Annotated in this window: 11 protein-coding genes; 1 reads left to right on the top strand and 10 read right to left on the bottom strand. The window is 56.5% G+C overall.

Annotated elements, in window-relative coordinates; genetic code table 11:
* Positions 1-29: 29 nt before the first annotated feature.
* Entirely contained in the window at positions 30-5,288 is a 5,259-nt protein-coding gene (locus tag KI810_RS01745) for an MBG domain-containing protein (RefSeq protein WP_214173763.1), read from the top strand.
* Positions 5,289-5,394: 106 nt separating this feature from the next.
* Here KI810_RS01745 and KI810_RS01750 read toward each other — a convergent pair whose 3' ends face one another.
* The 10 genes from KI810_RS01750 to yidC all read right to left on the bottom strand — a co-directional run bounded on the left by KI810_RS01750 (position 5,395) and on the right by yidC (position 15,444).
* Positions 5,395-5,889, bottom strand: coding sequence for a Spy/CpxP family protein refolding chaperone (locus tag KI810_RS01750; RefSeq protein ID WP_214173764.1), 495 nt, complete (start codon positions 5,887-5,889; stop codon positions 5,395-5,397).
* A gap of 214 nt (positions 5,890-6,103) precedes the next feature.
* Positions 6,104-7,648 carry a PAS domain-containing sensor histidine kinase gene (locus tag KI810_RS01755; RefSeq protein ID WP_214173765.1) on the bottom strand — a complete coding sequence of 515 codons (1,545 nt, stop codon included), beginning with the start codon at positions 7,646-7,648 and terminating at the stop codon, positions 6,104-6,106.
* Positions 7,649-7,748: 100 nt separating this feature from the next.
* A complete protein-coding gene (locus KI810_RS01760; RefSeq protein ID WP_214173766.1) occupies positions 7,749-8,087 on the bottom strand; it encodes a hypothetical protein in 339 nt (112 codons plus the stop codon).
* Positions 8,080-8,367 (bottom strand): BrnT family toxin, encoded by a 288-nt coding sequence (locus KI810_RS01765; protein ID WP_214173767.1) that lies wholly within the window; start codon positions 8,365-8,367, stop codon positions 8,080-8,082. The genes KI810_RS01760 and KI810_RS01765 overlap by 8 nt, the downstream gene beginning before the upstream one ends.
* A 111-nt stretch (positions 8,368-8,478) precedes the next feature.
* Positions 8,479-9,015, bottom strand: coding sequence for a DUF3828 domain-containing protein (locus KI810_RS01770; RefSeq protein WP_214173768.1), 537 nt, complete (start codon positions 9,013-9,015; stop codon positions 8,479-8,481).
* 139 nt (positions 9,016-9,154) lie between these two features.
* Positions 9,155-9,283: a hypothetical protein gene (locus tag KI810_RS17400; RefSeq protein WP_281412528.1), complete on the bottom strand. Its 129-nt coding sequence runs from the start codon at positions 9,281-9,283 to the stop codon at positions 9,155-9,157.
* Between the two features lie 350 nt (positions 9,284-9,633).
* Positions 9,634-10,287 carry a 16S rRNA (guanine(527)-N(7))-methyltransferase RsmG gene (gene rsmG, locus KI810_RS01775; protein WP_214173769.1) on the bottom strand — a complete coding sequence of 218 codons (654 nt, stop codon included), beginning with the start codon at positions 10,285-10,287 and terminating at the stop codon, positions 9,634-9,636.
* Positions 10,284-12,158, bottom strand: a complete 1,875-nt coding sequence (gene mnmG / locus KI810_RS01780) for a tRNA uridine-5-carboxymethylaminomethyl(34) synthesis enzyme MnmG (protein ID WP_214173770.1) — start codon at positions 12,156-12,158, stop codon at positions 10,284-10,286. The genes rsmG and mnmG overlap by 4 nt, the downstream gene beginning before the upstream one ends.
* Positions 12,159-12,469: 311 nt before the next feature.
* Positions 12,470-13,840: a tRNA uridine-5-carboxymethylaminomethyl(34) synthesis GTPase MnmE gene (gene mnmE, locus KI810_RS01785; RefSeq protein ID WP_214173771.1), complete on the bottom strand. Its 1,371-nt coding sequence runs from the start codon at positions 13,838-13,840 to the stop codon at positions 12,470-12,472.
* A gap of 8 nt (positions 13,841-13,848) precedes the next feature.
* Positions 13,849-15,444, bottom strand: a complete 1,596-nt coding sequence (gene yidC, locus KI810_RS01790) for a membrane protein insertase YidC (RefSeq protein WP_214173772.1) — start codon at positions 15,442-15,444, stop codon at positions 13,849-13,851.
* Position 15,445 lies beyond the last annotated feature (1 nt).

Genomic DNA, 15,445 nt, shown 5'->3' on the forward strand with positions numbered 1-15,445 from the left:
CATTTCCCATGGAATGTAAGGGGGGCAACATGAAAGGTTTGGGCATCGGTACACATAACGTCCCGACGGGAAGGACACGCTCGTCCTTCGCGATTCTTCTGGTCATCCTGACCATCATCGGCGGGTTGTTATATACCGCCACGAACGCCACGGCAGCCGACACGGTGTCACTGGTCGTCAAGCTCGTCGACGGCCTCACCCCGGCTGACCAGGCGGCCGTCATCGCCCGGAACGGCGGTGTCGAGACCTCATCGGTCCCGGCGCTGCGGTTGCACGTCGTCACGGTACCGACAGCCGACCAGCCCTTGGTGCAACAGAACTACCAGGCAGATGCCCAGGTCGTCAGCGTCGAAGTGAACAAGAGCCGGAAGGCAGAAGCAATCCCCACTGACGCCAACTACGGGGTCCAGTGGGCCCTCTCCAAGATTGGCTGGGAGTCGGTCTTCGGCACCGTCACCCCGACCGGCACGGCAACCCTCGCCCTCCTCGACACCGGCATCGACGCCACCCACCCCGACCTGGCAGGCAAGGTCATCTCCGGCACCTCCATCCTGGACGGCAGCAACGGACTGAGTGACCCGAGCGGGCACGGCACCTGGTTGGCCGGCATCGTCGCGGCCGCCACCGATAACGGGACCGGTATCGCCGGGGTCGCCTTCGGCAGCGTGCAGATCATGCCGGTCAGCGTGCTCAATACGGCTGGAATCGGCCAGGACAGCGACATCATCGCCGGTATCGTCTGGGCGGTCGATCATGGCGCAGACGTCATCCTCATGGGATTCAGCAACCCCGACTTCAGCCAGAATCTCCAGGACGCCATCGACTACGCCTGGACGAAAGGTGCGGTGCTCGTAGCCGCCACCGGCAACGACGGTGTCTCAACCCCCACCTTCCCCGCCGGCGACCGCGGGGTCATCGGCGTCTCCGCTACCGACTCGAACGATCTGCTCGCCGCGATAAGCAACTACGGGCAGGATACTTTCCTCGCCGCCCCCGGCACAGACATCTACACCACCGGCCCGAATGGCGGTTACAGCTACATCACCGGCACATCCGCCTCCTCCGCCTTCGTGGCAGGGGCAGCGGCATTCATGAAGGCGGTTGATTCCACCCTCACCAACGGCATCATCGTCGGCCGCCTCGCCCGGTCGGCCGACGCCATCGGCACCCCTGGGGACCCGAATAATCCTGCCATGTTCGGCAACGGCCGGCTCAACATGGCCAGCGCCCTGGCCGATACCGGCATCGACCCGGTCCAGCCGGCCGGCGCACCCGGCGGCGGGGGACCGTATGTGGGGCCGTATATGGCGGCAGCAAACGGAAAACTTTCTGTAATAATAACTGGGAACGGTAAAGTTGACTCAAGTCCCGCTGGTATCGATAACTGCAGAAGCGAGTCACCCGCCGCCAATTGCTTTGAGAATTACACGATCACAACGCCAGCCTTAAGTGTGACGCTCACAGCTACGCCTGATTCTGGCTATGTCTTTACCGGATGGGGTGGGGATTGCACCGGAACCGGCACATGTTCTGTGACGATGTCGGCAGAGAAATCTATCTCTGCTAACTTCTCCGCCTGCACCGTTCCTTCAATTACAGCAAATCCTGCAAACCAGACAAAGACAGTCGGTGAATCGGTGACCTTTTCGGTTACTGCCAGCGGAACAGCGCCGTTAAGTTACCAGTGGCGGAAAGGTGGCGAGAACATATCCGGCGCAACCAGTAGCAGCTATACGATTTCGTCCGTCGTGGTAGCTGACACGGGTAGCTATGACGTTGTAGTCAGCAACTCCTGCGGGTCGCTCGCATCAAATGCAGCATTTCTTATTGTTAACAAGGCAACACCGACCATTACCTGGAACAATCCAGCGGATATCGTTTACGGAACCGCACTCGGCGATACTCAACTCAATGCCACAGCCAACGTCCCCGGCACGTTCACTTACACGCCTGCTGCAAGCACAGTGCTGATTTCGGGGAACAGCCAGACCCTTCACGTAAGCTTCAGCCCAACTGACACGGGAAACTACAACACAGCATCCAAGGATGTGACTATCAATGTTCTTAAGAAGACCGCCTCGGTAACACCGAATACAGCAAACAAGACATATGGCAACCTCGACCCGGCCTTCACCGGAACCCTGTCCGGCTTCCTGGCTGCCGACTCTGTTACAGCCACCTACAGCCGTATTGCCGGTGAAACCGTCGCCGGCGGGCCCTACACTATCAGCGCCACACTCAGCCCGGTTGAAGTGCTCGGCAACTATAACATCACCTACAACACCGCCAGCTTCACCATTGCCAAGCGGCCGGCAACCTGGACGACAAACGCCGCAAGCAAGATCTACGGCGACGCCGACCCGAACCCGTTGACAACGGGAAGCGGCAGCAACTTCCTGGCGTCCGACAACGTCGCTGCTACCTATAGCCGGATCGCAGGTGAGACAACAAATATTCAATGGGGTGTTGTCTACCCATACCACATTACGGCCACACTGAACGCGGCGGCCGGAGTTCTTGACAACTACATCGTCACCAACGCTGGTGCCGACTTCACCATCAACAAGCGGCCAATAACCGTAACCGCCGAGGCCAAGATCAAAACCTACGGGGACTTAGACCCCTGGTCCTGGATACCCTTCAATATCACCAGTGGTAGCCTTGTCTTCGGCGATGCCTTCACTGGAAACCTCTCCCGTGATCCGGGCGAAAGAGTCGGCACATACGCCATTACCCAAGGCTCGCTGACGCTGGGCGACAACTACTCTCTGACCTTTATCGGCGCCAATCTAACCATTAATCCGGCGATCCTGACGGTCACTGCAGAAGCGAAAACAAAAACCTACGGCGATGCCGATCCGGCTCTTACGTATAATGTTATCGGTTACAAGTGGTCCGATAACGCGTTAAACTCCCTAGCAGGCTACCTGACCCGCGATGCTGGTGAAGATGCCGGTACTTATGCCATAAACAAAGGTACGTTGGTCACCAGTGAAAACTACATCCTTGCCTTTACCAGCGCAAACCTTACCATCAACCCGGCACCTCTGGCCGTAAACGCCGATGCGAAAACCAAGGTTTACGGGAATGCCGATCCATCTTTGACTTACACGGCCGCAGGCTTCAAGTTTACTGATACCGTAGCAACGGTACTGACCGGCGCCTTGGCCCGGTCAGCGGGCGAAGCCGTTGCCGGTGGTCCCTATGCAATTACTCAGGGGACTTTGGCTGCTACCAGCAACTATACCATCGCCTTTACCGGCGCAGTTCTCACCATTACTAAAAAAGACGCTTCGGTCACAGCGAGCGCGGCAAGCAAGACCTATGGCGACACTGACCCGGCATTTGGTACTACAAACAGCGGTTTTCTTGCAGGAGACCTCGGAACAGACAAAATCACCTTCAGCGTAAGCCGCGCTGGCGGCGAGAACGCTGGTACCTACACCATAACACCGACAACCAGCGATAATGGAACTGGCTTGCTGGGGAACTACAATATTTCCTATACCAACGGCATTTTCACCATCAACAAACGGCCTGTCACCGTCAGTGCCGACGCAAAGAGTAAGAGCTATGGTGATTCCGATCCGATCTTAACTTACCAGATCACCAATGGTAGCCTGGTCAACGGCGACAGTTTCTCCGGTGGACTCAGCCGCATCGCAGGGGAAACTGTTGGCGACTATGCCATTCAGCAGGGCACCCTGGCACTCTCCGCTAACTACGAATTGACCTTTGTCGGTACCAACCTGACCATCAACAAAAAAGCTGCCTTGGTAACACCGAATACCGCAAGTAAAACCTATGGTGATGCCGATCCGACCTTAACCGGAACTTTGGTCGGTTTCCTCTCCGGCGACAATGTAACCGCTGCCTATATCCGTACCTCAGGCGAGTCAGCCGGGACATATACCATCAGCGCCACTCTCAGCCCGGCCAGCGTACTCGGCAACTACGACATCACCTACAACACCGCTGTATTTACGATCGACAAGAAAGCTGCCTCGGTAACTCCGAATACTGCAAGTAAAACCTATGGTGATGCCGATCCGACCTTTACCGGAACTTTGGTCGGTTTCCTCTCCGACGACAATGTAACCGCTGCCTATATCCGTACCTCAGGCGAGTATGCTGGGACATACACCATCAGCGCCACTCTCAGCCCTGCTGGCGTCCTGGTTAACTACGACATCTCCCACAACACCGCTACATTTACGATCAACAAGAAAACCGCCTCGGTGACGCCGGCTGCTGCCAGCAAGACTTACGGCTCCTCCGACCCGACGTTCAGCGGTACCCTGACCGGCTTCCTGACCAGTGACAGCGTTACCGCAGCCTACAGCCGCACCGCAGGGGAGTCCGCCGGAACATACGCCATCAGCGCCACTCTCAGCCCGGCTGGCGTCCTGGTTAACTACGACATCACCTACAACACTGCTGTATTTACGATTAACAAGAAAACCGCCTCGGTGACGCCGGATGCCGCTAGAAAGACATATGGCGACAGTGATCCGACCTTAATCGGAACTTTGACCGGTTTCCTCTCCGGTGACAATGTCATCGCCACTTACAGCCGCACCACAGGTGAGTCCGCCGGGGTATACAGCATCAGCGCCACCCTCGCCCCGGCTGGTGTACTCGGCAACTACGACATCACTTACAACACAGCTGTATTTACCATCGCTGCGCGACCTGTCACCGTAACCGCCGACTCCAAAATATTCAAGATCCTCGGCGCTACCGATCCGGTACTCACCTACAAAATTACCTCCGGATCGCTGGTCAATGGCGACAACTTCACCGGTGCCTTGTCGCGTGATGCAGGGGAAAACGTCGGTGGTTATGCCATCAGACAGGGAACGCTGGCGCTCAACAGCAACTATAACATCACCTTTGTATCTGCTACGTTCAACATCTACTTCAGCTGGCCGGGCTACCTGCAACCGATCAACGACACCGCCCACCAGATTGGCTTGACCATGAGCAGTTTCAAGGCTGGCCAGACCATTCCTGCGAAGTTTGTCCTGAAGAATGCGGCGGGAGCTGTCGTGATGCAGACGGGGAACCCCACCTTTACCCGCACCGGTAACCTCGGCTCATGTGGTATCGCAACAACGGCCGAGGATTTGCAGTCGGTTCCAGCCGACACAGGCACAGAGTATAAGTGGGACGGTAGCCAGTACCACTACAACTGGAGCACAAAGGGTTTAAATCCGGGCAAGTACCGCATCTTCGCTAACCTTGAAGATGGTACACATCAGTGGGTGGACATCTGCCTGACAAAGTAGTCCCTTAAATGTAGTACACGCAGTAAATAAAAGCCCCGTTTCGATAGATTCGAAATGGGGCTTTTATTACTTAGCATGGCTCAAAACCCGCATCAGCCAACAGCCATCACGGCCTCTTCATCTTCCTCGCCGGCTTTTTCTGCGCCTTCATGGGCATCAGCTTCTTCATCTTCTGGAACTGCGCATCCGTCAGGATGGTCCGCGCTTCCTTCATGGATTTCAGCATCTCCAGGTGGTGGGTCGTCTTGATGTCCGCAATCTTTTTCACCGCGGCATTCGCCTTCTCCAGGTCGAAATCCTTCACCTCCATGATCTCCATCAGTTCGATCTCGGCAACCTTCAGGTCCGCCTTGAACTGGGCCTGCTTTTTCTGCATTTCCCGGTGGATGGGGGTCAGCTTGGCGACCTGCTCATCGGAAAGCCCGATTTTGTCCGCATTCGTGAGACACATCCCCATCATGGTCCCCATCCGGTCCATTCCTCCCATCCCCGGCATCGGTCCCCACCCCGCCCCGCTCCCCTTCACGGGCGCATCCATCTGGGAAAACGCGGGTGCAGCAAAGGCCACCGCCAGGAACAGTGCCACGACTGTTCTTTTCATGTTCATCTCCCCCTTGCTTTGATTAGTACGTCCTTATATCTATTACTGCAAAACGGGGGATAGTCAAGGAAGGGTGGTGCGGCTAGTGCCGTCAACAACGTGGCTCCCCGGCGCAGATGAAAGCAGGCACGGGGAAGAAAGAATAAGGGCTGGATGGTGACCGGGTGCGGTTCATCGCGACGCGGTCCCGCTGACCTCAATGTCCTCGATGAGGCTACAAGGTAACGTCCTGTGCTGACATGGTGAAGTAAACGGTCGCCCCTTTGCCCAGCTCGCTTTCGGCCCACACCCGCCCTCCGTGGCGACGGATGATTCGCTCCACCGTGGCAAGACCTATCCCGAAACCTATGACTTTCTCGGCGCCAGGGAGACGCTGAAAAGGGACAAAGAGTCTGTCCGCGCCCTCCTTTACAAAACCACTTCCATTGTCTCGGACGAAATAAGCCGACACCCCGTCGATATCGGCTACACCGAACTCAATGACGACCTTCTCTTGCTCACTGGTGTACTTCCAGGCATTGCCGAGAAGATTATCCAGGACCAAGCGCAGAAGACTTGCATCAGCATAGGCCTTGAGGCCGTCGGCGATCCGGAAGTCTACCTGCCGCTCGGGCTCAGTCAGAGTAATCTCCGCAATCGCCTCATGGGCCATCCTGCTAAGGTCAGTCTCGACGCGGAGCGGTTCGACGTAACCAATGCGTGAGAAATTGAGCAGAGCACCAATGAGTTTATCCATCCGCAAAGTCACCTGGCGGATACTCTCGAGATCAGCTCTGGATTCCTCCGGGCGATCCGTGCCATGCAGCATTATGATTTTCTGGCAGATCAGGCTGATAACGTTCAACGGTTGGCGCAGATCGTGAGCAACTGTGAAATTGAACGTCTCCAGTTCCTTGTTGCTGACCTCCAACTCGGCAGCTCGCGTCGCTATTTCGGCGTTCAGCCTCTGAATCTCAACCTCTGCCTGCTTGAGATCAGAGATATCCTGGCAGACCACCAGAATATTGAGCGAACCGTGTATGTCGTAAACCCCTTGTGCTATTTCAAGCACCCACACCCGAGAGCCATTTTTCCGGACTGTCTGGAACTGCAACCGGTGCACCTGATTGGGGTTTTTGAGACACCACCGTAACTGCTCGGCAACTGAGAAGCGGTCATCTTCGTGGATCAGAATCTGTATCGACTGGCTTTCCAGTTCGGCTGGGATATAACCCAGAAAGCTTGCACCAAGTGGACTGACTAAGAGCATAGTCAACTCGGCATTGAGAGTAAATATCATGCTTGGGTTGTTAGTAAACAAGGTTCGATAGTATTCTTCACTGACGCGTAAAGCTTCTTCAGCGTCAGTGCGTCCAGAGATGTCGCGTGTCACTTTGGAGAACCCCAGCATTTTTCCACGTTCATCACGTAGCGTGGTAAATATCACCTCGGCCCAGAACCTGCTCCCGTCTTTGTGGACCTGCCATCCCTCGTCGGTGATCTGTCCCTTGGCTGTGGCGATTTTGAGCAGGTCCTCAGGCTTGCCGGCGCTTCTGTCCTCTTCGGTATAAAAACAGGAGAAATGTTTGCCGACGATCTCCTCAACCCGATAGCCTTTCATGTGCTCAGCTCCCGCATTCCAACTCTGGACGTTCCCTTTTATATCCAGCGTGTAAATCGCGAAATCTTTAAATCGTTCAACATGCCTAAATTGTTCGTCTTTTATCTTAAGTGGTTGTGCCAGACGTGCTTTTTCCAGGTCAATATTGGGTGTGGACATGGGTCCTCCAGGTGAGTCAGCAACCCCCTGTCCATGATTACCGTTTTCTTGACTCATCTGCTTCTCCTTTTCACTTTCGTCGTGTGCCAACGGGGGATAGCTAACCGGCGCGCAGCTTTTTTGCGCGACCGGTTGAGCGCTTGGTGGGACGTGATACGGTCTCGACGAGCCGTCCGCTGGCGTATTTGTGAACGATACTGGCGATCAGCGTCTGGTAGGGCATACCTTCTTCAGCAGCCCTCATTTGGATATCTTCGAGGTCCCGAGAAGACAGCCGGATGTTTATTCGTTTATCTTTGGTGAGGGTGGCTGCAGCACTCGATGCATAGCGGGCAATCTCGTCATCAAGATTAGGCACCGATTTCCACTCTCCGCTCTCATATGATTTGAGGATTTCGTCGTCGTATTCTTTTTCTTCAGCTTTTAATTTCCTACTCATTGCTCTTCCCCTTTGAAATATACGTCTTAGTTGCGCTTCGACTCGGGATGACCGTCTTCAGAAAGATTCCTCCATCTGTTTCCACAAAAGGAACCAAGAAGGTGTAGTCACGAATCCGGACGATAAAAATGCGCTGGTTGGCATATTTCTCCTTATTTAGGTGTTCGACCACATCAAGGAGCGCCCCTTGCGAAATTGCCACCAGCACTTCCTCGAAGGAAATCCCTCGCTCAGTCTTGAGGGCCAAGTTCTTGTCGGAGTTCCAGTTGATAGGCTTCATATTGATATCATACCTTCTTGTGTGCCTTTTGTCATCGTATTCGTTTTTCGTGCAACGTCTAAAGGCACCAGCTGCGGAGCGTAAGCGGAGACCGCTGTTGCCGCTGGTTGATCATTCATACGGCTGAGACAAGAGGTCCAACAGTCTCAAGTTAATTCCTGGTGCAGGAAACGCATTACTCTTCCTTGTCTTGTAATGCACGTCTGATATTCGCCACCCACTCTTAGTTTTCTGGGTGTTAAATTCGATTTTCATCACGTCTTTTTCGCCGCTCTGGTCATATGTTACAGTCACGACGTCTTTCCCTGGCTTCCCATCTATCCTTATATTGGTGATTCCGTCAGGGTCCTGGCTGCCGCAAAGGAGGACAAAATCCAGGTGCCCGAGGTCTTTCGTTTTTATCTCGTGCTTTCGATCCTTCTTTATTAGTTCAGCTAACTTGGGTGTGAAGTAGCGATTCAACACTTGGATGGGCTGATCAATGAGGAGCTTCTTCGAGTTGCTCACAGACTTGAGTTCCCAGCCAAAGTCTCGATACAGCGATTGGACGACATTTTCAGGGGGTTCAGGTTGACTGGAATTTGCAGCATAAGTAATTGTGGCACATACGAGAATAAGTACTGAAAGGAGCGAGATCAGGAATTTCATGGTTTTCCTTATTTTTATTTGATCAACTAGCTATTAGTAGGTTTCCCTATATAGGCCATTTATTACCTATATGAGGAATTTATGCCCAATATAGGTAAGCAGGAATGTTCCCTATACCGGGAACTTCCCAAAACCTTCTTCATTCCCTTACAACCCGTTCCATCAACTCCTTGTCACCCCGTATCAACCCCCACCGCACTCGCCAGAGCTTCTGCACCGGATCCCACTTCGCACCAACACCTTTCAGTCGATCTCTCAGTGCTTTCATTGAGAATGGAACCTGTATGCTGCCCTCAAAACAATTAGCTGTTTCTTACATAGTACGAAAACAATTTGGGTGCAAGGAATATATAGTTGCCCGAATATTTACGAGAAAAGGGCGCGAGAATCATGACCGAGGGAAAGCCGAATTCTGCACAAAAACAAGGCAAATCCCGGCCTTCAAATTTCGATTTTGACGGCTTTTTTCGTAACGAGCCAGGGGAAGGGTTTCGCGGGGGTGCGCGGCAGCTTACGGCAAAGATTTGGCGGGAATATTAAAATTTCGGGTTTTGGACGCTTTTCAGGTTAAGCGGAGAGTGGTCTCGGCAAGGGATGGCGGCACATCACCCCTAAAATTTACAACCGTTCGATGATAACCAGGGCCCGGGCATCGCCGCTAATGGGGAGGGGGAATTCCACCACCTCGTCTACCCGCAGCCCCAGGTCGGCAAGGGGGCGCTCGGCGGCGTGGACTTCATCCTTCCCACCCCTCCCCTTCATGGCGACGATCTTTCCCGTCCCCTTGACGAGGGGGAGCGCCATCCGGGCGAAGGTGGGGATGTCGGAAAAGGCGCGGGAGACGGCCCAGTCGAAATGGCCGGCGTAGGTTCCCGCCAGTTCCTCCCCCCGGACGTGGAGCGCGTCGAAATGGTGGAGGCCGAGGAGGCGGGCGGCATGGCGTTGGAAAATGATCTTCTTCTCCACCGCGTCCACGGAGACGACGTGCAGGTCGTGGCGGACGATCTTGACGGGGAGCGCGGGGAAACCTCCCCCCGAGCCGATATCCAGCAACGCCCCCTTGCTGCCGATGACCCTGAGGAGGGTGAGGGAATCGAGGAAGTGCTTGACGACGATATCCTCGTCCCCCCGGATGGCGGTGAGGTTGATCTTCCGGCTCCACTTGGCGAGCTCGGCCGCCAGCAGGTAAAATTTCCCCAGCTCAGCGCTGGTGAGCTGAAGACCAAGCTGCGTCAGGCCGCGGCTGAACAGTTCTTTCGCCCGTTCGTTCACTGGCCGCTCCGGACCTTGAGGGCGATTGCAACGATGCCGACGGCGGCGGGAGTGACGCCGGAGATGCGTGAGGCCTGTCCCAGGGTGTCGGGACGGAATTTCTGGAGCTTTTCCCGCACCTCGGCGGTGATCCCCGCCAACGCCGCGTAGTCGAAGTCGGCCGGTATCCGGGTGTGCTCCATCTTCCGGCTCCGCTCAACCTGCTCCAGCTGCCGGTCGATGTACCCCTGGTATTTCACCTGGATCTCCACCTGTTCCTGCACCGATGCCGGCACGTCTCCCGACGCGGCGTCGAAGCGGGCCAGTTCCCCGTAGGTGATGTCGGGACGGCGCAGCAGCTGCTCCAGGGTGACAGCGTTCTGCAGGTCGGTGAAGCCGAACTCCGCCTTGAGCGCCTCGTCCATCTCGGAGCGGACCAGCCGGGTCTCCCGCACGCGCGCGAGTTCAACACCTATCTGCTCCCGCTTCAGGAGAAACCGCCCGTACTCCTCTTCCCGCACCAGCCCTATTTCGTGCCCCTTCTCCCGCAGCCGCAGATCCGCGTTGTCCTCCCGCAGGAGCAGACGGTATTCGGCACGGGAGGTGAACATCCGGTACGGCTCCCGGGTGCCGAGGGTGACCAGGTCGTCGATCATGACCCCGATGTAGGCGTCACTCCGGTCGAGCACCAGCGGTTCCCGCCCCCGCACGCGAAGGGCCGCATTGATCCCGGCCATGAGCCCCTGAGCCGCCGCCTCTTCGTAACCGGAAGTGCCGTTGATCTGGCCGGCATGGTAGAGGTTTCCGAGCAGCTTGGTCTCCAGGGAGCCGTGGAGCTGGATCGGATCCACGTAGTCGTACTCGATGGCGTAGGCGGGGCGCATGATTTCCACCCGTTCCAGCCCCTCGATGCTCCGGTAGAAGGCAAACTGGACGTCGATGGGAAGGGAGGTGGAAAGTCCGGAAGGATAGACCTCCACCGTCTCCCGTCCTTCCGGTTCGATGAAGGTCTGGTGCCGGTTCTTGTCCGGGAAGCGGACCACCTTGTCCTCGATGGAGGGACAGTAGCGCGGGCCAATCCCCTCGATGATCCCCGCGTAGAGGGGTGAGCGGTCGAGCCCCCCACGGATGATGTCGTGGGAGCGCTCGTTGGTGTAAGCGATGTGACATGCTACCTGGGGCTGGTCGATCCGCTCGGTGGAAAAGGAAAAGGGGATGGGAGGATCGTCGCCGTACTGGGGCTCCAGGCGGCCGAAGTCGATGGTCCGGCCATCGAGACGGGCCGGGGTTCCAGTCTTGAGCCGGCCGACAGTGAAGCCCAGGTCCCGCAACTGGTCGGAAAGGCCGATGGCGGGAAGATCCCCTGCCCTCCCCCCGGGATAATGGGTGAGCCCGATGTGGATGAGCCCCCGCATGAAGGTACCGGTGGTGAGGACGACGGTGGTGCCGGCGAAGCGGACTTCGGCCTTGGTGTCCACGCCGACCACCCTCCCCTCTTCGACATGGAGCCCGATCACCTCACCCTGCTTCAGGTCCAGGTTCGGCTCCGACTCCAGCACATGCTTCATCCGGAGCCGGTAGAGCTGCTTGTCGGCCTGGGCACGGGAAGCGCGCACCGCAGGCCCCTTGCGCGTATTGAGGATGCGGAACTGGATGCCGGTGGCGTCGATGTTTTTCGCCATCTCCCCGCCCAGTGCATCGATCTCCTTGACCAGGTGCCCCTTGGCAAGTCCGCCGATGGCAGGGTTACAAGACATGAGCGCAATGGCATCGAGATTGATAGTCAGGAGCAGGGTACTGCACCCCATCCGGGCTGCGGCAAGGGCTGCCTCGCACCCGGCGTGTCCGGCACCGACCACAATCACTTCGTATTTCTTATCGTAAACGATCACCTGCGAACCTCACACAATCACTCAACCTGAAAAGCATTTGGACACGGAAAAGTCGGAAAAACCGGGATAACTGCGGATTATAATCAAAACCTGAACATACCCTCCGAATGAAACCTTAAATACAGGGTTTATCCGACCTTATCCGTGGTTTCCGGTTTTTCCGTGTTCCATTGCCTTTTTGGTTCCCACACAGGGCCGCAAACAAAGCCTCGCCAACCACGTTCCACAAACCCCATCACGGGACACTGTATCCCAGCCGTAAAACAACATCCTGCAAGGGATCAGACAAAACGTTCCACGTGGAACATTCGCTATTTCCCGATGCAGAATCGCTGGAAAATGAGATCAAGAATATCGTCGGGGGTGGTCTCGCCGGTGACCTCGCCAACGGCACGCAGGGCATCCCGCAAATCGATTGCAAGAATCTCGGCAGTAACGGCAAGGGCAAGATTCCGGCTAAAACGGTCAAGCGCTTCAAGTCCCTTGACAAGAGCATCACGCTGACGGGCGTGGGAGATGGCAACATACTCCCTGCTGTCGACGGCACCATCCCGAAGGAACGTATCATGAACGACCTGTCGCAGTTGGTCAACCCCATCCCCGGTCAGGGTGGAAATGGTAACCGACGGAGCGTCCAATAGCAAAGAGGGAAGCTCCATGACGGCAGGAAGGTCGCACTTGCTCTTCACGAGTATGAAGCGAGAGCCGGCAAGATTGTCCAAAAGAAGCTCGTCCTCGCTATCGAACGGGCGAGAGACATCCACCATAAAGAGAACCAGGTCAGCCTGAGGTATTTTCTCTAGGGTACGACGTACGCCCTCCTGCTCCACAAGGTCGACCGACTCACGAATGCCCGCCGTGTCCAGAAGCCGGACCGGCAGACCGCGGATATTGATGACCTCCTCGATGATGTCGCGGGTGGTACCGGGTATGGCGGTGACGATTGCCCGCTTTTCCCGGAGGAGCGTGTTGAGGAGGCTCGATTTCCCCACGTTCGGCTTCCCGGCCAGAAGCACTGCCACCCCTTCCCGCAGCACCCTCCCCTCCCGGAATCCCGCGAGAAGCGCTTCGATGCCGGAGGCGGCACTCTCCGTGCGTCGCGCAATCTCGTCGTAGTCGGCCGGGGGAATGTCCTCCTCGGGAAAATCTATGTACGCCTCCAGGAGCGCCAGGGCATGAACGACCTCGTCCTTGATAAGCCCGATCCGCTGGGACAGGAGCCCTTCCCGCTGGTGCTGAGCAAGCGCCAAAGCCGTTTCGGTCTTGCTCCGGATCACCTCGATGACCGCTTCCGCCTGGATCAGGTCGATACGGCCATTGAGAAATGCGCGGCGGGTGAACTCCCCCGGGTCGGCCAGGCGGGCCCCCTGCATAAGCACGAGGTCGAGCACCTTCTGCACCACGAGCGATCCGCCATGACAGTGGATTTCCAGTACGTCTTCCCGGGTGTAGGAGCGGGGTGCGCGCATGAGGACGAGCATCACCTCGTCGATAACGTTCCCCTTCCCCGGTTCGACGAGTTCACCATAATAAAAACGGTGGCTTTGCAGGCCACCGTCTGTCGTACCGCGGAATAATCGTGTCGCAACCTGCGGAGCTGCATCGCCACTCACCCTGATGATGCCGATCCCCCCCTCGCCGACGGGGGTGCTGATGGCCGCGATGGTATCCTTGATGTACATATCTTTCCCTATTTGGCCTCGGCCTCGTGCAGAGACTTGTTGATGTACATCTGCTGGGCGATGGTCAGGATATTGTTCACCAGCCAGTAGAGCACAAGACCGGAGGGAAAGTTGAGGAACATGAAGGTGAACACTACCGGCAGAGCCAGCATTATCTTGGCTTGCATCGGATCCATGTTGGTAGGGGTCATCTTCTGCTGAATGAACATGGTCACCCCCATGATGATCGGCGTGACATAGTAGGGATCCTTGCCGGAAAGGTCGGTTATCCAGAGCATGAACGGGGCATGGCGAAGCTCGATGGAGAACATGAGCGCCTTGTAGAGGGCGAAGAACACCGGAATCTGCACGAGCATGGGGAGACAACCACCCAGGGGGTTGACCTTGTGGGTCTGATAGAGCTCCATGATGGCCTTGTTCATCGCATCACGATCGTTCTTGAACTTCTCCCGCAGCTCCGTCATCTTCGGTTGAAGCTTCTGCATTTCCTTCATGGACTTGTAGCTCTTGTGGGTAAGAGGAAAAAATACAAGCTTGAGGATGATGGTGATGATGATGATTGCCACACCGTAGTTGTGGGTGTACTCATAAAAAAACTTGAGGGCGTGGAGAAGCGGCTTGGCCAGCATGGAAAACCAGCCGAGGTCTATGGCAGCCTCGAGTCTGCTCCCCTGGGCTCTCAGGATATCGAGTGCCTTGGGGCCGACGAAAATTTTGTCTGCAACCACGGCGGTCCCGCCAGGTGGTACGTTAAGGGGGGGGGAGGAAATGGCGGTCTCCACGTAACCGTTGGAGTTGGTTACCGTCACCGCGGCAATACTCCCCTCCTTGGCCAGCACTCCGCTGAAAAAATATTTATCCCCGAAACCGGTCCAGAGGATGTTTTTCGAGTACTGCTTCGCCCCTTTGAGAAGGTCCTTGATCTTCGGCGCATCCACCGTGTCGTCCGCCAGGGTCACCGGACCGTGGACTTCATACCGGCTTTCCCCTGCCGTTGAGTCGGCTTTATTCCTGAGCTGGAGCCCGACAACCACGTCCTTGAGACCGCTACGGCTCGACACCTGCTGCTCCAGGTCTATGGCATAGCCATCGCCGTCGAACGTGAAAACCTTGCGCAGCTGGTTCCCCTGGGGAGAAGTCCAGACGAAGGTGAGGGCCTTCCGCTCCCCCTTTGCCACCTTCAGGGTGTCTGCACTGGCAGAAAATACGGCCGCTGCCGGCAGCTCCATGGCGGGGGCAACGGTTTTGAAGTTGTAATTGGCGGGATCATTCTCCGTCAGCAGCGTTTCCTGTTTCGAACCGGCAACCGCCGACTCCTTGTACTGTTTCAGGACGATCTTCCTGAGCGCGCCGCCTGCCGTGGAGAAAACCGCCGTGTAGGTATCGGTCTCCACCGTGACGTCCTTTGCCGCAAGACCGGCAACCGGCGCCGCGAGTTCGGGAGCCTTGGCGGGAAGGGGTACGGCTGGAGCGATACTTGCGCTGGAGACCTGCTTCTGCACGGATTTTACCGGTGCAGTCGGTTTCGGTGTGGGGAATATGAGGGAATAGCCGTACAGTACGGCAATGGACAACACGACGGCTATGAGGGCACGCTTTTCCATG

It is taken from the genome of Geomobilimonas luticola, from assembly GCF_018476905.1.
Classification (GTDB): domain Bacteria; phylum Desulfobacterota; class Desulfuromonadia; order Geobacterales; family Geobacteraceae; genus Geomobilimonas; species Geomobilimonas luticola.